Raw genomic sequence first — 22071 nt, 5'->3', positions numbered from 1 at the left:
AAAGTTTAAAGCCTTGGGCAAATTGCTTCCGGTTCCTGGATGCGTTTGCGAAATACATAACTTACCGATAACTCAATACCTCCGTTGCCAGATGTGGCCCGGGTAAGCGATGATGTATTGAAATCATAACTTGCACCTATGATGAGGCTGTTAACATGGTATCCGACGTTAGCAATAGCCGCATCCTTAAAACGATACATACCGCCCAATATTAAACCTTTATCATCCTGTAGTTTTAATTCTGAATAAGCGCCTACGGCTTTCTCTTCGGCTTTTTGTTGCCTGATATAAATAGCATGCGGGATAATATCAAAATAATCTGACGCTTTTATACGTACACCTGCATGCACGGTATAACGTATAGGTAACTTAAGACTGGTACCATCAACGGCAAACGGATCTTTTGAACGCGCAAGGTGTGATACACTTACACCACCAAAAAGGTTGGCATTATGCAGAGGATCGCCATCATAATAGAAAACACCGGCGCCTGCGTCAAAGATGGTAGCATTGGTATTCAAAAAGTTTTCGTTACTGGGCAATGTGGGATCAAAACCGCTGTTTGGATTAAACTGGCTACCAAACTGGGCTTTGTTGGGGTCGAAACTGCGGTTAATGATACCCGCCTGTACACCAAAGCTTACTTTTTTATAGCCATCGTTTGATACGGCTATGGCATAACCAAAAGACCCGTAAGCGGCAAAGTAGTTATATCCTACATCACCTGCTGCCTGGTTAATCACATTAAAACCTACCCCCACTTTATCAGTTGGCCTGAAATCAACAGACAAGGCACCCGTTTGATACGCATTGTTGATTGTTGCGTATTGATTTTTAAAATTCGCGTTGACACGCACATCACCGTTGATCACACCGGTTAATGCCGGGTTCAGATACAAAGGATAGGCGTAATATTGCGAAAAATGCGGATCGATCTGCGCCTTTAATTGACTTATTGCTCCAATCTGAAGCAGTATTGCCATGATAACTATAACTCTTTTTTTCATAGTAGTTTTATTAATTGTGATGCGGTCATGAAGTACGGTATCATGTAGTTATTACATGATACCGTACATAAACAGGCCTTATCTTAATAGCGTAACTGTACCCTTTTTCTTGATTACCTGACCATCATTCAAGGTAGCCTCAACATAGTAAACATATACACCTACCGGCTGCTTGTTACCTTTATAGGTACCATCCCATCCGCTTGCTTTATTAGTTGATTTGAATTGCAGCTCACCCCATTGATCATAAATTGATAATGATAAAGTGTTGATGGCAGTTCCATAAACGTACAGTATGTCGTTATTTCCATCACCATTTGGAGTAAATGCATTCGGTACAAATATTCCATTACCAAATGGATTGTTTGTAGTTCCGGTAACCGCGGCTGAGTTAGCACTCAACTGGCACGCAGAGTTTCCGGTGGCACGTACAATAATAGTAGCCGATGCTCCTGGTTGTAATCCGCTTACTGTATGGCTTAAGCCGGCAGCGCCCGAGCTTGGCGCAACAAAGTGCTGTCCGTTATCTAAACTTATCTGGTAACCGGTTGCTCCGGTAACCGCACCCCATGTAAAGGTGATGGTTTCTGTAGTACTTGAACTCACGGTAACTACCGGTGCAGCCAGCGGAGTAAGTATAGTAACTGTTACCGGTGTCCTGGTGATTGACACGCAACCGCCTGCAACTTCCGCTTCAGCATAATAAGTAGTATTTGCTGTTAGTACCGGAGTAGTAAAGTCGGTGCCGGTAAATAGTGCCGCACCGCCTGTATTAGCTGCATACCATTTTATAGTAGCACCTGGCGTGGCGCTTGTGGCTGATATAGTAGTGCTTGTTCCAGGACATACAGATGTACCCTGAGCGCTTGCCTGCGGCGCTATTGGCGCAGATGTTACCGTTACAGTAACACTTGTACGTGAAGCAGATGGGCAACCTGTATTATTTACCGCCTCGGCAAAGTAAATGGTATTGGTAGTAAGCGTAGGCGTAGTAAAGCTTGTGCCGCTTGCTAATGCAGTACCGCCGCTAGCTGAGCTATACCAGTTATAGGTAAAACCTGTTTGCGGATTAGAGATAGTTAACGTTACCGACCCTCCGGCGCAATCATTTACTGAATTACCGCCAGCTATTACCGGCGCTCCAGGTGCCGGAACCGCAGTTACCTGTACAGTAGCCACACCCGTGCTTGAGCATGATCCGCTTGCTGCTTCTACATAATAAGTAGCATTGGCGTTAACAGCTCCTATCGGGAAGCTTGCTCCTGTAAATACCAGGTTAGTTCTGGCGGCATCGGTATACCAGTTATAAGTAATACCTGCCTGTGGCGATGCTACAGAAAGCGTTGCCATACTACCCAAACATACCTGTGGATTCGGCACAGAAACTGTTGGTGTTGATGGCTGAGGCGTTACCGTTACAGCTGCAGCTATTCTTGTTGATGCATTACAGCTTTGAGCATTTGTTGCTTCAACATAATAGGTTGTGTTAGCTGTTAACACAGGAGTTGTAAAGGCTGAACCTGTAAATATTGAAGTTCCGCCGGTGGCTGATGTATACCAGCTATAAGTTGTGCCAGCCACAGGATTGGTTATTTTAATTGTAGCTGCACTGTTTTGGCAGGTAGTTAAGCTGGTCTGATCAAGTGTTGGATCAGGCGCTTTGGTATTATCAATAGTAATAGTTACCGAAGTACGTGGTGAACCAGATGTACAGCCCGTAGCGGTGTTCACGGCTTCTACATAATAAGTAGTAGCTGCTGTAATTACCGGTGTAGTAAATTGAGCTCCGGTAAATATCGGTGTACCGCCTGTTGCTACATTGTACCAGTTAAAAGTTACACCTGGTGTAGTGCTTGTTGCAATTAATACAGCCGAGCCACCTGCACACACTGTTGGTGTTGATGAACCTGCCTGAGTGGTTACCGTTGGCCCGCTAGGCAATTGATTGATAACCACATCAACTTTAGTACGGGTAGCTGATGTACAACCAATGCTGTTTGATGCTTCTGCATAATATGAAGTATTAGCTGTTAACACTGGTGTGGTGAAAGTTACCCCGCTTGCCAATGCTACCCCTCCAGTGGCAGAGCTGTACCACTTGTAAGTAAGCAATACACTTGGATTAGAAACAGTCAGCGTAGCTGCAGAGCCTGAACAAGTTGGCACGGTGTTACCACCTGCTATTACTGGTGCACCAGGTGCTGCTACAACCGTAACTTGTGCAAAGGCAAGGCCATTGCTGCTGCAACCTGTGCTGTTTACTGCTTCTACATAGAAATCTGACGTTGCAGTGATAGCACCCGTTGTATAAGGATTACCGGTAAACAGTAAGTGATTCTTGGTAGTGGAATCATACCAGTTATAAGTAATACCTGCTTGAGGTGTTTGTATAGACAATGTAGCTGTACTGCCTAAACATACCTGCTGATTAGCAGCGGCTACTACCGGATCTGGTGGAAGCGGAGTAACCGTTACCGTAGCCTGTGCACGTGCTGATGAATTACAGTTGCCTGCACTTGCCGCCTCAACATAGTAGGTAGTTGTGGCAGTTAAAGCCGGGGTAACAAATTGTGTACCGGTAAATAACAGCGTACCATTAACCGGGGCATCGTACCACCTGTAAACCAAACCTGTTTGCGGGTTAGATATATTGATAGTAGCCGATGATCCAGAACAAGCAGTTAAACCGCCCGAAGGTATTTGTATAACCGGAGTTGGAGGTACCGGCAATACGGTGATATCTGTTTGCGTACGTGAGGTACTGGTACAGCTGCTTGCACTTACAGCCTCAACGTAGTAGGTTGCATTTGCTGTTAAATTGGTAAGGGCAAATGATGTTCCGGTAAATACCGCTGTACCGCCGGTGGCTGCTGTGTACCAGTTATAAGTAACACCTGCAACCGGATTGGTAACACTGATAGTAAGACTACCACCGTTACAAACTGAGCTTTGCGTAGCGCTTAATGTTGGCGCAATTGGCAATCCGTTTGGCGTAATATTAACCGCTGTACGGCCACCGCCATTTACGCAGCTGGTAGTAGAGTTAGTAGCTTCAATATAGTAAGTGATATTCTGCGTAATAGCAGGAGTAGTAAACGTTGCTCCGGTATGTACTGATGTACCGCCGGTTGCTGTAGTATACCAGTTGTAATCAACACCTACTTGTGGTGAAGTTACTGCCAGCGTAGCCGGGCTGCCAGAGCAAACCTCCACATTTGGTGATTGTACACCTGGTTTTGACGGCAGCTGATCAACTTTTACAGTAGCTACTGTACGTGCCGGGCTGGTACAAGTACCATTTGCTGCCTCAGCATAGTAAATGATATCTGATACTGGTGAAACAGTAAAGGTTGCACCGGTAAATACAGGGGTTCCACCGGTTTGCGATGTATACCAGTTAATAGTTGCTCCGTTAGCATTGGTTACTGCGAAGGTAACACTTTGACCCGCGCAGATCTCAAATGCAGCCTTGGTCAATACCGGGTTCACAGGCGATGGCGTAACGTTAACCGTTGCGCCTACCCTATTAGGGTTAGGACATAAGGTTGCGGTATGGCTGCTTTCTACATAATAAGTAGTAGTAGCCAGCACGTTGGTTGGGCTGTAAGTTGCACCGGTATGTACCAGTGTGCCACCTACTGCCGCAGTATACCATCTGTAAGTTACACCAGCACGTTGGTTGCTCACTGTAAATGTAGCAGTACCACCGGCACAAATATTTACAGTATTGGTAGCCAATTGCGGTGCTTCAACCTGTTTGCTTGCGTAATAGATATTAAGCGTGGTTAATAAGGTTGCGATACCTGAGTTCAAACGAACTTCTACCCTGTCAAATGCTGCTTTTGGCGCAAATTTGATGATAGCGGTCTGTGCACCTGGAAGTATTACAATCTTCAGCAAGTTGCTGCTTAGTGTAATACGATCGCCGTTATAAGTAGCACCATTGTAGGATGCCAATTGTATAGAACCAAGCACATTCACATCAGCCAGACTTGCAGGAACGCTTATTTTCAAGGTCACTGTATCACCAACAAGTCCGGGATCTGTAAATATCAGTTTTTGAGCCACATATGAACCCAATACGCTGATAGGCAAATGAAGCTGGCTAAAGTTGGTAGTATCCTGGTCAACTGAATTATTTTCATCAGTTACACCGCAGGCAACGCAAATCAGGCCGCCATTCACATCCGTAGTTTGGGTCGATGCAAAGTCGCAACTGGTAGAGAATATCGGATTTACTTTAACAGTAACCGCAGTACGTGTTGTACTGGTACAACCAGAGCTGGTTAATACAGCCTCTACGTAATAAGTAGTGTTTGATGTTAAAGGCGGAGTAGTAAATGTAGCTCCGGTAAATATTGGCGTACCACCAGTTGCCGATGTATACCAGTTAAAGGTAGCACCCGCTGTGGTTGATGTAGCTGTTAAAGTAGCTGTTTGGCCAGAAGTGATCTGTCCGCCCGGTACGTTCGAGGTGATAACCGGAGCAACAGGTGTAGGATTAACAATCACATCTGCCTTAGCCCTTGTTGAACTGGTGCAACCACCTGCTGCAGCTTCAACATAATAAGAAGTGCTGGCGGTTAATGCAGGTGTTGTAAACTGCGGACCAGTAAATACTGGTGTGCCACCGGTTGGCGTAGTATACCAGTTAAAGGTAACTCCAGCCTGAGTTGAAGTAGCCGATAATACAGCAGATGAACCAGAACAGGTTGATACCGGTGTTTGTGACACAATAGGCACCAATGGAGTAGCTGTTACATTAGCTGTTACTTGAGTACGGCTTGAACTACCGCAAGCGGCAGCGCTCGTAGCTTCAACATAATACGATGTTGTTGATGTTAATAACGGTGTTGTGAATGCAGGACCCGTAAATACTGGTGTACCGCCGGTTGGCGTAGTGTACCAGTTAAAGGTAACTCCCGCAACCGCTTGTGCGGTAAATGTTGCCGGCTGACCAGAACATACGGTTAAAGTTGGCACAGCAACAACTGGAGCGGCAGGAGCCGGAGTAACTGTTACAGTTGCCGGTGTGCGTATAGCCTGGGCGCAACCATCAGCGGTGCGGCTGGCTTCTGCATAGTATGTCGTATTAGCAGTTAATGCCGGTGTGGTAAAGGTAGTACCAGTAAATACTGCAGTACCGCCGCTTGCCGAAGTATACCATCTTACGGTAACATTTGCAGGTACGGTTGCACTTAAAGTAGCTTGTGATCCCGCACAAATAGTAACATTCGCCGTGGTGATTGTTGGTGAAGCCACCGATTGGTAAGCATCATAAACATTCACTGCGCTAAGCAAGCCGGCCACGCCTGAGTTAAAGGTGATCTCAACCCGGTCAAATGTATGCGCGGCTTTAAATTTATATTTGAAACGGGTGGTACCGTTCAATAAAGTAATTTTCAGTAATGATCCGTCAACGGTAACACGGTCACCATTGTAGGTTGAACCATTATAGGTGGCCACTTGGATCTGTGAAAGCAAGCCAACGTCGGCCAATGAACCAGGTATACCCAGATCTACAGTCACGCTGTCGCCAACAATGCCGGTATTGGCAAAACGCAAGGTTTGTTGTGCCGATCCTCCCAGTAAACCTACCGGTACGTGTATTTGTGAGAAGGTTTCGCTATTGTTATCAACCGCACCACCGGCATTGCTCACACCACATAGTAAACAGATACCGTTCACTGAGCTTGTCTGATCAATTGCAGCGTCGCAAGGAACCGGATTAGGTCCAATTGGATTTACATTAATTACGCCCGATGCTCTTGAAGCTGAAACGGCTCCGGTAGCAGGAATACTTGACTCGGCATAATAAGTAGTCTGCGCAAATATGCCAGGGCTTACAAAGTTTGCTCCGGTAAATATGCTGGTACCTCCGGTTGGAGTAGTAAACCAGTTAAATACAGCACCCGGAGTAGTTGATGATGCTGTTAAGCTGCCAGAAGTACCCGCGTTAACGGTTTGTGTTGGCGGATTAACGGCCACGTCTGGTATAATGATAGGCTGAGTAACAGTCAGGATCACTGGGGTACGCTGCGCGCTTACGCAACCAGAAGCCAGTGAACTTTCAGCATAATAAGTTGTAGTAGCAGTTAAAGGTGGGGTAATAAATACCGAACCTGTAAACACAGGAGTTCCGCCGGTTGCTGTAGTGTACCATTTAAAGATAGCTCCCACAGTTGTTGAACTGGCTGTCAATGTAGCTGAGCTTCCTGTGGTAACCTGACCACCGGCCGGGCTTACAGCTACTGTTGGAGCAACCGGTACTGGGTTAACTGTTACATCCGCCTTGGTACGGGCCGGACTAACACAGCCGTTTGCCGAAGCTTCTACATAATAAGATGTATTTGCAGTAAGTACTGGTGTTGTAAATTGTGCACCGGTAAATAATGGTGTACCACCGGTCGCTGCAGCATACCAATTGTATACCACACCGGCCTGTGTAGGCGAAACAGTTAACACTGCAGATGAATTTGAACACACAGGTACCGATGCCTGAGCCAGAACCGGGTTAACCGGAGCCGGGGTAACATTGGCAGTTGCAGCCACCCTGTTAGGATTAGCACAGCTGCTGGATACACGGCTGCTTTCTACATAATAAGTGGTAGTAGCAGTTAATGCAGTTGTTGTAAAAGTTGAACCGGTATGTACCAAAGTGCCGCCAGTAGCCGAAGTGTACCATTTATATTGTACACCCGCACGGGCGTTATTCACGGTAAAGGTAGCTGTACTGCCAGCGCATAAACTAACAGCATTTGCAGCAAGCCTTGGCACCTCTACCTGTTTGGTAGCATAGTAAATATTTAACGTATTAAATAATGAGGCTAATGCGCCGTTAAACCTGATCTCGACCCTGTCAAATGCCGATTGCGGAGCAAACTTCACTAACGCGGTCTGGTTACCGTTCAGCAATGTAATTTTCAGCAGACTGCTGCTTAAGGTAACACGGTCATTATTATAAGTGGCTCCGTTAAAAGAAGCTATTTGTAATTGATTTAAAACACCTACGGTAGCCAGACTTGCCGGAACTGATATTTTTACGGTTACCGTATCACCCACAACACCGGCATCGCTGAATATTAATTTTTGCGATACGTTTGATCCTACCAAACCTATTGGAACGCTCAACTGGCTAAAGTTGGTAGTGTCCTGGTCAACAGAATTATTAGGATTGTTTACGGCACAACCAACGCAAAGCAGGCCGCCGTTCACGTCAAATGTCTGTGTTGATGCAAAATCGCAGCTGGTTGAGAATATCGGATTTACTATAACGTCAACAGAAGTACGTGTTGCGCTTATACAACCCGCGGCAGAACTTGCCTCCACATAATAAGTGGTATTTGAAGTTAAAGCCGGAGTGGTAAATGAAGTACCTGTAAATATAGGTGTACCGCCTGTGGCAGAAGCATACCATTTGTAGGTAACGCCGGCTACAGGTGAGGTAACGGCTAGCGTAACCGATTGGCCCGATGTTACCTGGCCTGGAGCAGTAATAGTAGGCGCAACGGGTGTCGGATTAACCGACACATCCGCTTTTGCCCTTGTTGAGCTGGTGCAGCCCCCTGTCGACGCAGCTTCAACGTAATATGATGTATTGGCAGTTAATGCCGGGGTAGTAAATGAAGAACCCGAAGCTACAGGTGTGCCGCCTGTTGCAGTGGTGTACCAGTTAAAGGTAACACCTGCCTGGGTTGACGAGGCGGTTAATACAGCTGATGAACCAGAGCATATTTGAACCGGGGTAATTACGGTTGGTACTGTAGGCGTTGTAACTACATTAGCCGTAACTTGAGTACGGGCCGAACTGCCGCATGAGCCTGCATTAGCCTGAACATAGTATGAAGTATTTGCAGTTAATGCGGGGCTGGTAAATTGCGTTCCGGTAAACAATGGGGTACCACCGGTTGCAGTAGCATACCAGCTAAAGGTAACACCATTAACCGCTTGTACCGTGAATATGGCAGGTTGACCAGAACATACGGCTACCGTAGTAGCGTTAGCCACCGGTGCGGCAGGCGCCGGAACAATAGTTACAGTTGCCGGTGTACGGTTACCTTGCGCGCAACCATCAACCGTACGGCTGGCTTCGGCATAATAAGTAGTAGTAGCATTTAATACTGGTGTAACAAAGTTTGCACCGGTAAACACTGGTGTACCACCCGAAGCAGCAGTATACCATTTAATAGTTACGTTGGCCGGCACATTGGTGGCAGTAAGCGTAGCTGATGTTCCCTGACAGGTGCTTACGTTTGCTGTACCGATAGTGGGTGAAGCAACTGACTGGTAAGCGTCATAAACATTCACAGCATTCAATAAACCGGCCACACCTGAGTTAAACTGAATTTCAACACGGTCAAATGCCGCGCCTGCTTTAAAGGCTACTCTGAAACGGCTTGTACCGTTCAATAAAGTAACATTTAACAAAGATCCGTTTACACTAAAGAAATCGTTATTAAAAGTAGCACCATTGTAAGTACCTATCTGAATTTGTGATAACACACCTACATCGGCCAGTGAACCGGGGATACCCAATTCAACAATAATACTATCACCAGCAATACCTGGATGGGCAAATTGAAGGGTTTGTTGAGCAGAGCCTCCTAATAAACCTATAGGTACGTGTATTTGTGAGAATGTATTACGATCGTTGTCAATTGCTCCGCCGGCATTACTAATACCGCACAATAAACACAGGCCATTAGCCGAGTTGGTTTGTGCTGTGGCCGCGTCGCAGGCTACCGGATCGGTGCCAACTGGAATAATATTAACCACTCCAGCTGCACGGGTGGCCGATACTGCGCCGGTAGCAGTTACCACAGCCTCGGCATAATAAGTAGTATTGGCAAATACTGCCGGAGTTACAAAAGTTGGCCCTGTAAATATCGGGGTGCCACCGGTTGGCGTAGTATACCAGTTAAATACGGTTCCAGGGGTAGTTGAACTTGCGGTTATGGTGCCGCTTGTTCCAATGTTAACAGATTGTGTTGGCGGGTTAACACTTACATCCGGTATTACTATCGGGGTAACGGTTACAGGCACAACGGTTCTGTCTGGCGATACGCAGCTGCCTAATGAGGCTTCGGCGTAGTAAGTAGTATTAGCATTCAATACCGGGGTAGTGAAAGTACTACCGGTAAACACTGGTGTACCACCTGTTGCAGAAGTATACCATTTTATGGTAGCTCCATTAACAACAGTAGCTTTGAAAGTAGCGGTTTGGCCAGCCAGTATGGTAGCGCTCGAAGGCGTTACAACTGGTTTCACCGGTGTATCATCAACTATTATCTGTACTGGTGCACGTGTTGGGCTTACGCAGCTTCCGCCACGGCTGTACTCAACATAATAGGTTGTATTGGCAGTTAACGCAGGTGTAGTATAAGATGTTCCGGTATGAACAGCAGTACCACCGGTTGGGGTAGTGAACCAGCTAAAAGTTCCGTTAGCAGGCGCAGGTGAAGTAATATTCAATGTTGCCGGACTGCCTTTGCAAATTTCGGGAGCAGTTGGATTAAATTTAGGTGTAGGGTATTGCTGTACCGCGTAATAGATCTGTAAGGAGGTAAGCAGCGTAGCAGCACCCGAATTAAGGGTTACCACTATACGGTCATAATTCCCAACAGCCGGTATATAGGCAGCATACTTACCACTTCCACTCAGCAGTCTTAAAGTGAGCAATGAATTATTAAGCGGATAGGAAGCTACCTGTGTTGTGCCGTTATAAACAGCAACTGTTATCCCGCCAAGTAAGCTTACATCGGCTAAACCACCGGGTGTTTGCAAGGCAAGTTTAATAGTATCGCCTGCAAAACCTGGGTTCGGGAATATCAATGTTTGTGAAGCTGATCCTCCTAAAAGCCCAACAGGTACGGTTATCGTTGATGCCGTAGTGGTGTCTGCATCCGCAGCTAAGGCGCCATTATTAATAACGCATAGTAAACACAAACCATTAATGGAGGTACTTTGCTGATTAGCAAATGTACAAGGTGAATTATTATTGATGGTTACCGTTATAGTTATCGGGGTACGGGTAACCGACTCGCAACCTGCAGCGTTAGCAGCGGCTACATAATAAGTAGTGGTGCTGAAAAGTGCTGGTGTTGTGTACGGATTACCTGTAAATACAGGTGTAGCAGCAGCAGCCGAAGTGTACCAGTTATAAGTAATACCTGTTTGTGCATTGCTGACAGTGATAGTAGCTGTTTGGCCGGCTACAATGGTTGAGTTATTTACGGCCAGAACCGGAGCAGCTGGCTTAGGCGATACAGTCACAGTTGCTACTGCACGGGTACCGCTTACGCAACCTGCTGCGTTAACCGCTTCGGCATAATAAGTAGTGTTTGCGCTTAAAGCCGGACTGGTAAAGTTAGTTCCGGTAAACAATGGCGTGCCGCCTGTTGCAGCTGCATACCAGTTATAAGTTTGTCCGGCTACTGGCGAAGCAATGGCCAATACAGCCACATCACCATCGCAAATAGTTACGTTTGGTGCAGTAAGCGTTGGCGCCGCAGGCAGCGGACTTATAGTAGCAGTTACTTTAGTACGTGTGGTACTTACGCAGGTGCCGCCGCTTACCGCTTCGGCATAATAGCTGGTAGTAGCGGTTAAAGCCGGGCTGGTAAAAGTATTACCTGTAAACAATGGTGTACCACCGGTTGCCGCGGCATACCAGTTGATAGTAACGCCAGTTACCGGTGTAGCCGCAAATATGGCTGTTGAGCCAGGACATACAGTAGTATTAGCATTGGCAACAACAGGTGCAGCCGGAATCTGGTTTACATTAATAGTTACCGCTGTACGGGTAGATGCCGTAGCGCAACCCGGACGAGTTGCCGACACATAATAGGTAATGTTGTTGGTTAAAGCAGGTGTAGTAAAACTTGCACCCGTAAATACAGCAGTACCGCCTGTTGGCTGGGTGAACCAGCTGAAGGTTGTACCCGCCAGGTTGGCAGTAGCGTTTAATGTAACCGTACTACCCGCGCATAATTGTGCTGTGGTTACCGCTACATTATTAACTTTTATGATTGGCTGAGGTATATCTATCTCGCCCTCATTCAGATCAAGAGTTGAGAGTACATTGGCTACCCCACCCAGCCGGAGCTGAACACGGTCAAATACTTTTGGAGGCACGTAGCTAACGGTTAGCCGCTGCCTGTTATTGGCAAAGTCAAGTAAGCGTATAGTAAGTAATGACGCGCTTAGGAACTGCGTGTCATTATTATCGGTATTGCCGTTAAATGTGGATATGGATATACTCGAAAGAAGCCCTACATCCAGTAAGGATTTGGGTATGGTTAGCGTCAGTTTTACAGAATCGCCAACAGTTGATGCTGATTGAAAAACAAGTGTTTGTTGTGCAAATGCCCCTAAAGCACCAACACCCGCGTTAAGGGTGGATGCTGTATTTAAATTACCGTCAATAGCATTCTGAGGATTTACTACCCCTCCTACATTTAAACCCAGCCCAAGCAATGCCGATGATATACCATGTAATTCATCATAAGTGGTATTACAAACAGGCGGCCCAGGAGTAGTATAAAATGCATCGTACAGGTATATACTACTTAGCGCCCCTAACAAACCTCCGCTAAGTGTCACCCTTACCCTGTCATAAGCCTGTGTTGGCGCATAAATTAACTCCAGTTGGTTATTGTTGCTGGCAACACTTGCTAATGTAGGGGCAGTAACCGGAGTACCTGCTACGCTGCCGTTATACGGAGTAATAGTTACGCCTCCCAAAAGTGTTACGTCAAGCAGGTTATCACCTGTTCCCAGTTTAATGGTCAGTTGCGTATTGGCCGGAACCGTAGTTGGAAATATAAGTTCCTGGTAAGTTGATGCTAAAAGACCAACCGGAACGTTTAAAGTGGAGAACGTTTGCAGATTTGCATCAATAGCATTGCCTTGATTATTAACCACGCAGCCCAAGCAAAGTAAACCTGTAGCGCCGCTTTGCTGAGTAGTAGCAAAATGGCGTTGTCCGAATATTTGACTTGTAGCACACAATAGCAGGCATAAAACTATTATGTACCTGCAATAAAAGGTAAAGGTTCTCATGCAAATATGAAGTTAAGGTAGGTGCAAATAGTTACACCTTTCAAAACTACATACCGCTTGAGGATAATTATTAATACATCTTATTCACTTATTCAGGCAGGCTCAATCCTCATTCACACTTTGTAATTATTGTTCATTTTGTTCATTAAATATTATTTTAAAACCTAGGGCTCTACATTTTTCGTAAACACAGTAAAATAAGGTAAAAACCCACTATTCGGGTAAAATATAACTGCAACATTATTTGATATTACCCCCGTATAATATTAGCAGTAACGTTAATTGTATAAATAACAACAACCTATTCAGATTAATTGCGTAATATAAATACTAACCTATTAACCTAATTGCTTGAGTCTATGATATCCTTTTCACCAATTCAGTTTGAAACGTTGAAATCCAAAGTACTCGCCAATGCTAATATCAGAAGCATTACTCCGGGTGACTGCAAGGCGCTTGCATTTCAAATATATTCAAAAACAAAATTAACCGTAAGTGAAACCACGTTAAAACGGGTGTACGGCTTTGCCTATAGCAAATTCAAACCATCATTGTTCACTATTGATGTTTTAGCAAAATTTTGCGACTACGAAGGCTGGGATGACTTTTGCGAACGTGAAAGCGTACCTTCTGAAAAATCCCAAAACGAGCACGTGGATTGGAAAACCCTGAGTCAAAATGCGGCAAAGATCACTCATTTTACGCTTCAGGCTTTAAAAAACCGTTCGGGCATCCCTTTTGGCCAAACTATCCGCCGCAAATTTATCGATGATCATTTTGATGAGTTTTTAAGGGGCGACTACACGGCAACCGTATTTGCGGCTCCTTCGGGATATGGAAAAACAATTGGTCTTTGCCACTGGATAGATGAAAAATTAGAATCAGACAGTAACGATATCATTCTGTTTTTTAGCAGCAGCGCGTTAATGAACGTTTTTTTAAGCGGGCGCGATCTGAACGACTGGCTGCTGGCTTTACTGGGCTACTCGCAGGAGGAAGATATTGAAGCGCTATTTGATATCAATAAACGTAACGATGGCAGGTTTTATCTTATTATTGACGGTTTTGATGAACACATGTTCAAAAACGATCAATTTGAACTGGTATTAACCCAATTGATGGATATTTTTTCCTTCTATCAATCACATGAGTGGTTTAAGCTGGTTTTAACTATGCGGTCGGCCAATTGGATCAATAATAAACATAACATGGAGTTTGGGCTTAAAAACTGGTTTACCGGTTTTATAACAGATCATGACCTCACCACCAATGTGCCTTTGTTTAATATCCAGGAGATTAAAGAACTGAGCCGTAAAATAAATCCCGATGTTCAGAACCTGGTAGCCATTGATGTGGCCAACAATTTCAATCATCCTTTATATTTCCAGTTCTATTATAAACAGAACAAGAACAATTTTTCGCTCAGCAACATTGATCACATTTGTATATATGAACTCATTTCCATATTCATACTGAATAAGGTATACCTGGGCCATTATGCAACCGAAAAGATCCTGCTGTTGAAAGGTTTGGTTGACGAAATGGATTTCCAGGCCGGTATATATGAGCTGGATAAATTTAAGTGCAACGATCTGCTTAAACAATACAGCCATGCTTATAATGAATTGTTAAGTATTGGCTTTTTACGTGAAGTAAACTCCAGCAACGATTTTCAGTTTAAAACCCTTGTTCAGTTCGGGAACAATAACTTCCTCGAATTTACCATCGCCCGTAAGCTGCTTTTAGATAATAACCAGCGTTTTGATCTGCAATTGATTAAACAGATCAATAATGCATTTAATGACAGTGAGCATAAATTACCGGTTATAAAATGGTGTGTGATACACGCGGTTAAAAACGGGCAACAGGAAAGCTTTGAACTTTTAGCTCAAACCAACCTTAATCCTAAAGAAAAATCGGAGCTCATCATTTTTTTAGGCGATTTGCTCCAGCGAGTCTGCTTTGGGTCGACCAACGCTGAGGCTACTGCCAATTTTTTTAAACAGGATTGCAGCGATGGGCTTTTTTATTACTTTTTCGGGCTGGAGCTGGTTAATACCGATTACAAAAAGGCACTCCAAACTTTGTTAAAGTTTGAGCTTTCTGACCATAAAAAGGTACTTACTTATACCGCTTTGGCTACTATAGCCATACTCCAGCTGGATTTGAAGCAACTGGAAGATCACCTGGCGAAATTAAAAAGTTTCCCGCAGGACGATTTCCATCACTTTGCCATTAACCCGCTGCATTGCCTCAATGCCATTTATCAGTATCTGAAATATGGTATGATCAGGAAGGACTTTTTTGCCGAGATCACCCGTTTCTATTTTAATCCGCCAAAACAAAGCGAAACCATACATAACAGAAAAGCGAACGATCTTATTTTCCTGTTATCGGCCTATTCTACTTTTATTTGCCGCAAGCCTTATAAAACATTAAGATTTGTTAACGCACTTCATTCCATAGATAAAACCAGCGCCGAAACATCATTTGCCTATAATTTCTTTTTAAAGATAGCCGAGTCTGATGCTTATTTTTTATTGGATAAGCAAGCTAACCTGTTGAAAAACAACGACGAGATTTCGGCTTCCCATAAACAGGCAGAGTATTTATTTACTCCTTTTATGAAATCGCTGTTTTATGGGCTTAAGATAAAAAATGCTATTTCAGGTAATGATTATTCAGCTATTAACAGTTATTTGAATTGCTTAAACCAGGTTTCGGACGAATCGGGCAACAAATTGTCAAAACTGTTTATTTATGCCAGCATTTTGAACAACGAGTTACTATTGAATCTTGATCCGCAATTGTACAAACAGGTATCTTACAACCATACCCGTTTATTACGCGAATGTGGCTTAAGCGTTGATGTGTTTATATCGCCCAAAAGCGAGGTTCTGGCATTAAAAGTAAAGGTTAACAACTAAATTAGTCGTATTTGAAGTCATCATTTTACTTTTAAACTTGCACGTATCTTTTTTACTTCTAATGCAGTAACCAGGCTACTATTGTTCCCGAAATTATTGCGGATATAAGTTAAAACCTGAGCTATCTGATCATCCGTCAGAAAATTATGCTTGGGCATTACACTATTATAAGGTACGTTTTTAACCTTAACCGGCCCTTCCAGGCCATTCAGCAATACCCGGATGGCGGTTTCCTTTTCCATGTATTTGCCTCCGGTAACCCATTCAGACCCGGCAAGAGGAGGAAAAAGGTTACCATCGCCTTTGCCATTTTTCTGGTGACAATTGGTACAATAGGTAGCATACAGTTTAGCGCCCCCGGTTAGCATACCACTCATCAGGTTGTTACGCATCACGTCGGGGGTTTTAAAACTTGGTAGCTTTTTCCGCAATTCCATCTTAGCCAACTGTGCTGTTGTGAATTTGGTTTTGTCGCCCTGATAAAATATCCGCCATACCCTCCCCTTCTCGGTATCACTTATATATAAAGAACCGTCGGGACCTTGCGATACCCCCATCGGCCGGTAAACCGCATCGCTCACGCTCACTATCGTATTATGGCCAGCAAATCCATCGGCAAAAATTTCCCAGGGGCCGGCCGGCTTGCCGCCTTTAAAAGGTACAAAGCAAATAAAGAAACCAGCCTGAGGATACGGCGACCTGTTAGTGGAACCATGAAACGCAATAAATGCTCCGTTTTTATACCTTGCCGGGAACTGGTTACCTGTATAAAACAACAGATCATTTGGTGCCCAGTGCGCCGGGAAAGCCATAATAGGTTGTGCATATTTAGCACCATCACCCACTTTTTTACCATCGCCGCCATATTCGGGGTTTAAAAGCTTTTTCTTTTTAATAGGGTCATAATAATAGTATGGCCAACCTGCATCCGTACCTTCCTTAATTTTTAAAAACTCTTCGGCTGGTGATACCGCGCTTTCCCACGGAGTAAATAGTTTAGGGAACTGTAAACGCAGATCATCGCGCCCGTGTGCTACTACATATAAACAGTTTTCGGCTGTGTTCCAGTCCATAGCCACTATGCTGCGCAGACCGGTAGCATAGCGCATACCATCAGCCTGCAATTGATTGGGTTTGTCTTCATCGAAACGCCAAATACCTCCATTTTCTTTCAACAGTGGGCAACCTGCTATACCCATAGACCCGGGCACACGGTTTTGCTCCTGGCAGGCATTAGAAGGTGCGCCGAAAGCCACATACATATGCCCTTTGTTATCAAACGCTAAAGGCTTGGCGTCATGCTCGTGTTCGCCATGGGTATCATGCACAATCAGTTCCAATTTACCATCGGGTACAAGTGAGTTCGGATTGAGTTTTACCCGGTACACATTGATTTCCGAACTAAAATAAAGATACCCCTTATGGATACGCATACTTGTACCATAGCTCCCTTTATCTTCATAATTGGCAAATTTTTGAATGATATCCGCTTTACCATCATGATTGGTATCTCTCAATGCCACGTTTCCGCCTATGGAGTCAGGAAAGCGCAGTTTTACATACACATCGCCATTATCATTAACTGCCAGATGGCGGGCCCGCCCCGCCAGGCTATCCACTACCACTACGGCCCTGAAATGACCTGGTAAAAACAAGCCCCCGTTATTTTTATCGGCAGGAGGCAAAGTGTCCTTATTCCCGGTAATGGTAAAACTGATGATAAAAAACGCGACAATAGCTATCGCAAATAAAACAAAACGGTTTTTCATGTATGGTAAAGGTTGATGTATAATAGATGTATCCTTTTATAAAGGATCTTAAGCTTGAAATGTTTAAATTAAGCTTATTTTTATAAACATACCTATCTTTTTAAAAAATTAAAAGAAGATTTTTATTGTACAGAAGATTTTTTAAGCCGTTCCCAGTATCCTATAAATACGCTATCTTATCTTCGCAATAAATTATTATCAGCTATGCCTGTATCCTCCTCCGAAAAAAACAAATTAGGTTTATGGACCAGCACCTCACTGGTGGTTGGCAATATGATAGGCGCGGGCGTGTTTTTAATGCCGGCAGCTATGGCCTCCTACGGCAGTATTGGCCTGCTGGGCTGGGTGTTTTCGGCAGTGGGTTCTTACTTTTTGGCCAAAGTTTTCAGTAACCTGAGCAAGTTGCTGCCCCATGCAACGGGCGGTCCATATGCCTATACCCGCAATGGTCTGGGCGATTTTGCCGGTTTCCTGGTAGCCTGGGGTTATTACCTAGCTGTAGCCTGCGCCAACGCGGCCATCACCATATCATTTGTAAGCGCGCTCAGCACTTTTTTTCCGGTACTTGCTTCCAGTGCCATTACAGCCATAGCTACAGGTTTATGTACCATTTGGCTGCTTACCTATATTAATACCCGTGGCGTAGTAACCGGGGGTAAAGTTCAGCTGGTAACTACTATATTAAAGGTAACGCCACTGATATTGGTAGCTATTGGAGGTCTGTTTTTTATCCAGGCTAAAAACTTTTCGCCCTTTAATGGCAGCGGCACTACTATATATGGCGCTTTAAACGCAACGGCCACCATGACCATGTTTGCCTTTATTGGTATTGAAAGCGCTACGGTACCCGCCGGCAGTGTGGCCAATCCCGAGAAAACTATTCCCCGGGCAACTTTATTGGGCTTAATGATCGCTACATTAGTGTATGTGCTGAGTAGCTTTAGCGTAATCGGCATAATCCCGGCAGCAACTTTAAAACATTCGGTGACCCCTTTTGCCGATGCTGCCGTAGTAATATATGGCAGCAATGCCCGCTATTGGGTGAGTGCCGGTATAGCTATTGCCGCCTTTGGCTCGCTCAATGGATGGACCTTATTACAGGGCCAGATGCCCTTTGCCATTGCCAGCGACAAACTATTCCCCGCCGTTTTTGCCCGTAAAAACAAAAAAGGCGTACCCTATGTGGGCATCCTGGTGAGCAGCGCGATGGTATCGCTTTTTATGAGCATGAATTATACCAAGGGCCTGGTGGAGCAATTCCGTTTTCTGCTACTGTTATCTTTGTTATCTATCCTGATCCCTTACCTGCTTTCGGCAGCCTCCTATTTAATTATCCGCGTAAAGCAAAAACAGGTTGACGGTTTAACCGGTGCTGTGGTATTAGCTATTTTGGCTTTCGGCTACGCGCTTTGGACCATCGCCGGTACCGGCAAAGAAGCCGTTTATTATGGTTTTTTATTGCTGATGGCTAGTATACCTTTTTATGTATGGGTGGCTTATAAGAAAAATAGCGGAAATTGAGGAGTTGGCAGTTTGCGGTGGGCAGTTAGTTGACTCACCCCGACATCGTTACGCTCGTCACCCCTCTCTTCGCTTTGCGCATAGAGGGGGAGGCCTTTATTTCGTTATCATCCTGAGGTACGAAGGATTTATTGCTGAACTTTGAAAATCGTAGAATAGATGCTTCACTCCGTTCAGCATGACAAACACATTTTTAACCCTCTTTGCGGCGAAGCTGGAGAGAGACTCACCCCGCGAAGCGTGGCGGGGTGAGTCTTCGCCGATAGATAAAAAACGCATCATTGCGAGGTAAGACTTACGAAGTTTTAAAAACTTCGTAAGTCTAAAATACCGTGGTTAAAACCCCTACCCTATTTCTCGTTCGACATGGAATAAGGTACATCTTCGGCTTTGATGCCGCGTTGTTTGTTGGGTGTGGCCGACATGTCAAAGTTCAGCTCGCCGCCGCCTAACAGGGCTTTGTGACTTAGCCAGTTAAAATCGTATGGCTTACCATTTACGGTTAAGCTGTTCACATATTTATTATCGGCACTGTTTTTTGGCGCGTTGATGGTGATGGTTTTACCGTTTTCCAGTTTTATCGTCAGCTTTTTAAATAAAGGAGCGCCTAATACGTATTGATCGCTGGCAGGGGTTACCGGGTAGAAACCCATAGCCGAAAATATGTACCAGGCCGATGTTTGTCCGTTATCCTCATCGCCGCAATAACCATCGGGCGTAGCTTTGTATAGTTTGTTCATGGTTTCGCGTGCCCAGTATTGGGTTTTCCATGGTTCGCCGGCATAGTTATATAAATAGATCATGTGCTGGATAGGCTGATTGCCATGCGCGTACTGGCCCATATCGGCGATCTGCATTTCGCGAATCTCGTGGATCACTCCGCCATAATAGCTATCGTCAAAAACAGGCGGCAGCGTAAATACAGAATCCAGCTTGGCTACAAATTGTGGTTTACCGCCAACCAGGTTGATCAAACCTTGTATATCATGGAAAACGCCCCAGGTATAATGCCAGCTGTTGCCCTCGGTAAAGGCATCACCCCATTTAAAGGGGTTGAAAGGTGTTTGGAAAGACCCATCTTTATTTTTACCACGCATCAGTTTGGTGGATGGATCAAACAGGTTGCGGTAGTTTTGGCTGCGTTTTTTGTAGATATCGGTTTCAGATGCCGGTTTGCCCAGGGCTTTACCTAATTTATAGATGGCAAAATCATCATAAGCATATTCCAGCGTGCGGGCGGCGTTTTCGTTGATCTTTACATCATAAGGTACATAGCCCAGGGTGTTGTAATACTCTACCCCTCTACGGCCCGTAGCATTCGGACCTTCGTTATTGGCGCCATGTTTTAATGCTTCGTACAAGGAGTTGATATCATAACCACGCAGGCCTTTCAGGTAAGCTTCGGCTACTACCGATGCGGAGTTGTTACCGATCATACAATCGGCATAACCCGGGCTCGACCATTCTGGCAGCCAGCCACCTTCTTTATAAGAATTCACCAGGCCTTCCTGCATTTCTTTATTCATAGATGGATAAACCAGGTTGAGGAATGGGTAAAGCGCCCGGAAAGTATCCCAGAAACCGGTTCCTGCAAAATAATAACCCGGCAACACTTTGCCATTTACAGGGCTATAGTGCACGGTTTGCCCTTTAGCATCAACCTCATACATACGGTTAGGAAAAAAAAGCATGCGGTACAAGCTGGAATAAAAAGTACGGGTTTGGTCGATAGTGCCACCCTCTGGCGTTAAATGACTCAAGGTTTTATTCCAAACAGCTTTTCCTTTTTGGCAGGTAACATCAAAGCTGTCGGTACCAAGCTCGCGCTTCAGGTTAAGCTCGGCTTGTTCGGTACTGATGTAGGATGACGCCACACGCAGCTGAACCTTTTCGCCTTTTTTTGTTTTAAAGCTGATAACCGCGCCGGCATGATCGCCGGTATATTCCAACGAGCCGTCCTTTTGGTTATCGTGCCAAGTTGATGACACTTCAAAAGGTTTATCGATATAAATAACAAAGTAGTTTTTAAAATTGGCCGGTACTGCACCACTGTTTTTTGTACTGTAACCGATGATCTTCCGCTCGCCTGGGATAATTTTCACGTATGAACCTTTATCAAAAGCATCTATGATGATATGTGAGCTGTCGCTTTGCGGAAACGTAAACCGGAAGTTGGCGGCACGTTCGGTTGGCGCAAGCTCGGTAGTTACATCATAATCGGCCAGGTATACACTATAATAATAGGGCTTGGTGATCTCGGCTTTATGCGAGAACCAGCTGCCGCGCTGCAGCTCATTCAGTTTAAGCTTACCTGTTTCCGGGAATATGGAAAACATACCATAATCGTTCATCCATGGCGATGGCTGGTGCGTTTGTTTAAAGCCCCGTATTTTGGTGGCATCATAGGTGTACTGCCAGCCGTCGCCCATTTTACCGGTTTGCGGGGTCCAGAAATTCATGCCCCAGGGCAGCGCAATAGCGGGATAAGTATTCCCGTTGGAAAGGGCCGGGTTTGATGAAGTACCCATTAAAGGGTTAATATAATCAACAGGAGTAGTGGGTGGAGTAGTTTGCTGAGCAATAGTTGCTATTGGTAAAAGGGCAAACACCAATGGGAATAATTTTTTCATTATTAATTTTTAGATGGGCGCTTCTGCTCAATTGTGCTAAAACGTTTAATCAAGCTATGCAATATACGGCAGAATTCAATACTTTATTGTGATATGGTGATAATTTTTGATAAGGTTTAGAAGCTTATGTATAATTAAAACATCAATATACAGTACC

Annotated in this window: 6 protein-coding genes; 2 read left to right on the top strand and 4 right to left on the bottom strand. The window is 44.8% G+C overall.

The annotated features are described in order from the left end of the window. Positions 1–5 precede the first annotated feature (5 nt). Both G7092_RS16230 and G7092_RS16225 read right to left on the bottom strand, forming a co-directional pair. Positions 6–1007 carry a PorP/SprF family type IX secretion system membrane protein gene (locus G7092_RS16230; protein ID WP_166091061.1) on the bottom strand — a complete coding sequence of 334 codons (1002 nt, stop codon included), beginning with the start codon at positions 1005–1007 and terminating at the stop codon, positions 6–8. A gap of 78 nt (positions 1008–1085) precedes the next feature. Continuing rightward, positions 1086–13067, bottom strand: a complete 11982-nt coding sequence (locus G7092_RS16225; RefSeq protein ID WP_166091060.1) for a T9SS type B sorting domain-containing protein — start codon at positions 13065–13067, stop codon at positions 1086–1088. A gap of 359 nt (positions 13068–13426) precedes the next feature. Here G7092_RS16225 and G7092_RS16220 point away from each other — a divergent pair, with 359 nt between their 5' ends. Continuing rightward, positions 13427–15994: a hypothetical protein gene (locus tag G7092_RS16220; RefSeq protein ID WP_166091059.1), complete on the top strand. Its 2568-nt coding sequence runs from the start codon at positions 13427–13429 to the stop codon at positions 15992–15994. A gap of 20 nt (positions 15995–16014) precedes the next feature. On the opposite strand, the gene G7092_RS16215 is transcribed toward G7092_RS16220, so the two are convergent. Then, positions 16015–17763, bottom strand: coding sequence for a PQQ-dependent sugar dehydrogenase (locus tag G7092_RS16215; RefSeq protein ID WP_166091058.1), 1749 nt, complete (start codon positions 17761–17763; stop codon positions 16015–16017). 204 nt (positions 17764–17967) lie between these two features. Between G7092_RS16215 and G7092_RS16210 the strand changes: the two genes are divergently transcribed. After that, complete coding sequence (locus G7092_RS16210; protein ID WP_166091057.1) at positions 17968–19284, top strand: amino acid permease; 1317 nt, start codon at positions 17968–17970, stop codon at positions 19282–19284. A gap of 350 nt (positions 19285–19634) precedes the next feature. On the opposite strand, the gene G7092_RS16205 is transcribed toward G7092_RS16210, so the two are convergent. Beyond that, entirely contained in the window at positions 19635–21914 is a 2280-nt protein-coding gene (locus G7092_RS16205) for a GH92 family glycosyl hydrolase (RefSeq protein ID WP_166091056.1), read from the bottom strand. Positions 21915–22071 lie beyond the last annotated feature (157 nt).

This window comes from Mucilaginibacter inviolabilis (assembly GCF_011089895.1).
GTDB classification, from domain to species: domain Bacteria; phylum Bacteroidota; class Bacteroidia; order Sphingobacteriales; family Sphingobacteriaceae; genus Mucilaginibacter; species Mucilaginibacter inviolabilis.
This window is presented reverse-complemented; position numbering and strand designations above follow the sequence as displayed.

Bases quoted from the DNA above. Each gene is read 5' to 3' on its own strand.
- G7092_RS16230 (WP_166091061.1), bottom strand. From the start codon at position 1,007: ATGAAAAAAAGAGTTATAGTTATCATGGCAATACTGCTTCAGATTGGA.
- G7092_RS16225 (WP_166091060.1), bottom strand. From the start codon at position 13,067: ATGAGAACCTTTACCTTTTATTGCAGGTACATAATAGTTTTATGCCTG.
- G7092_RS16220 (WP_166091059.1), top strand. From the start codon at position 13,427: ATGATATCCTTTTCACCAATTCAGTTTGAAACGTTGAAATCCAAAGTA.
- G7092_RS16215 (WP_166091058.1), bottom strand. From the start codon at position 17,763: ATGAAAAACCGTTTTGTTTTATTTGCGATAGCTATTGTCGCGTTTTTT.
- G7092_RS16210 (WP_166091057.1), top strand. From the start codon at position 17,968: ATGCCTGTATCCTCCTCCGAAAAAAACAAATTAGGTTTATGGACCAGC.
- G7092_RS16205 (WP_166091056.1), bottom strand. From the start codon at position 21,914: ATGAAAAAATTATTCCCATTGGTGTTTGCCCTTTTACCAATAGCAACT.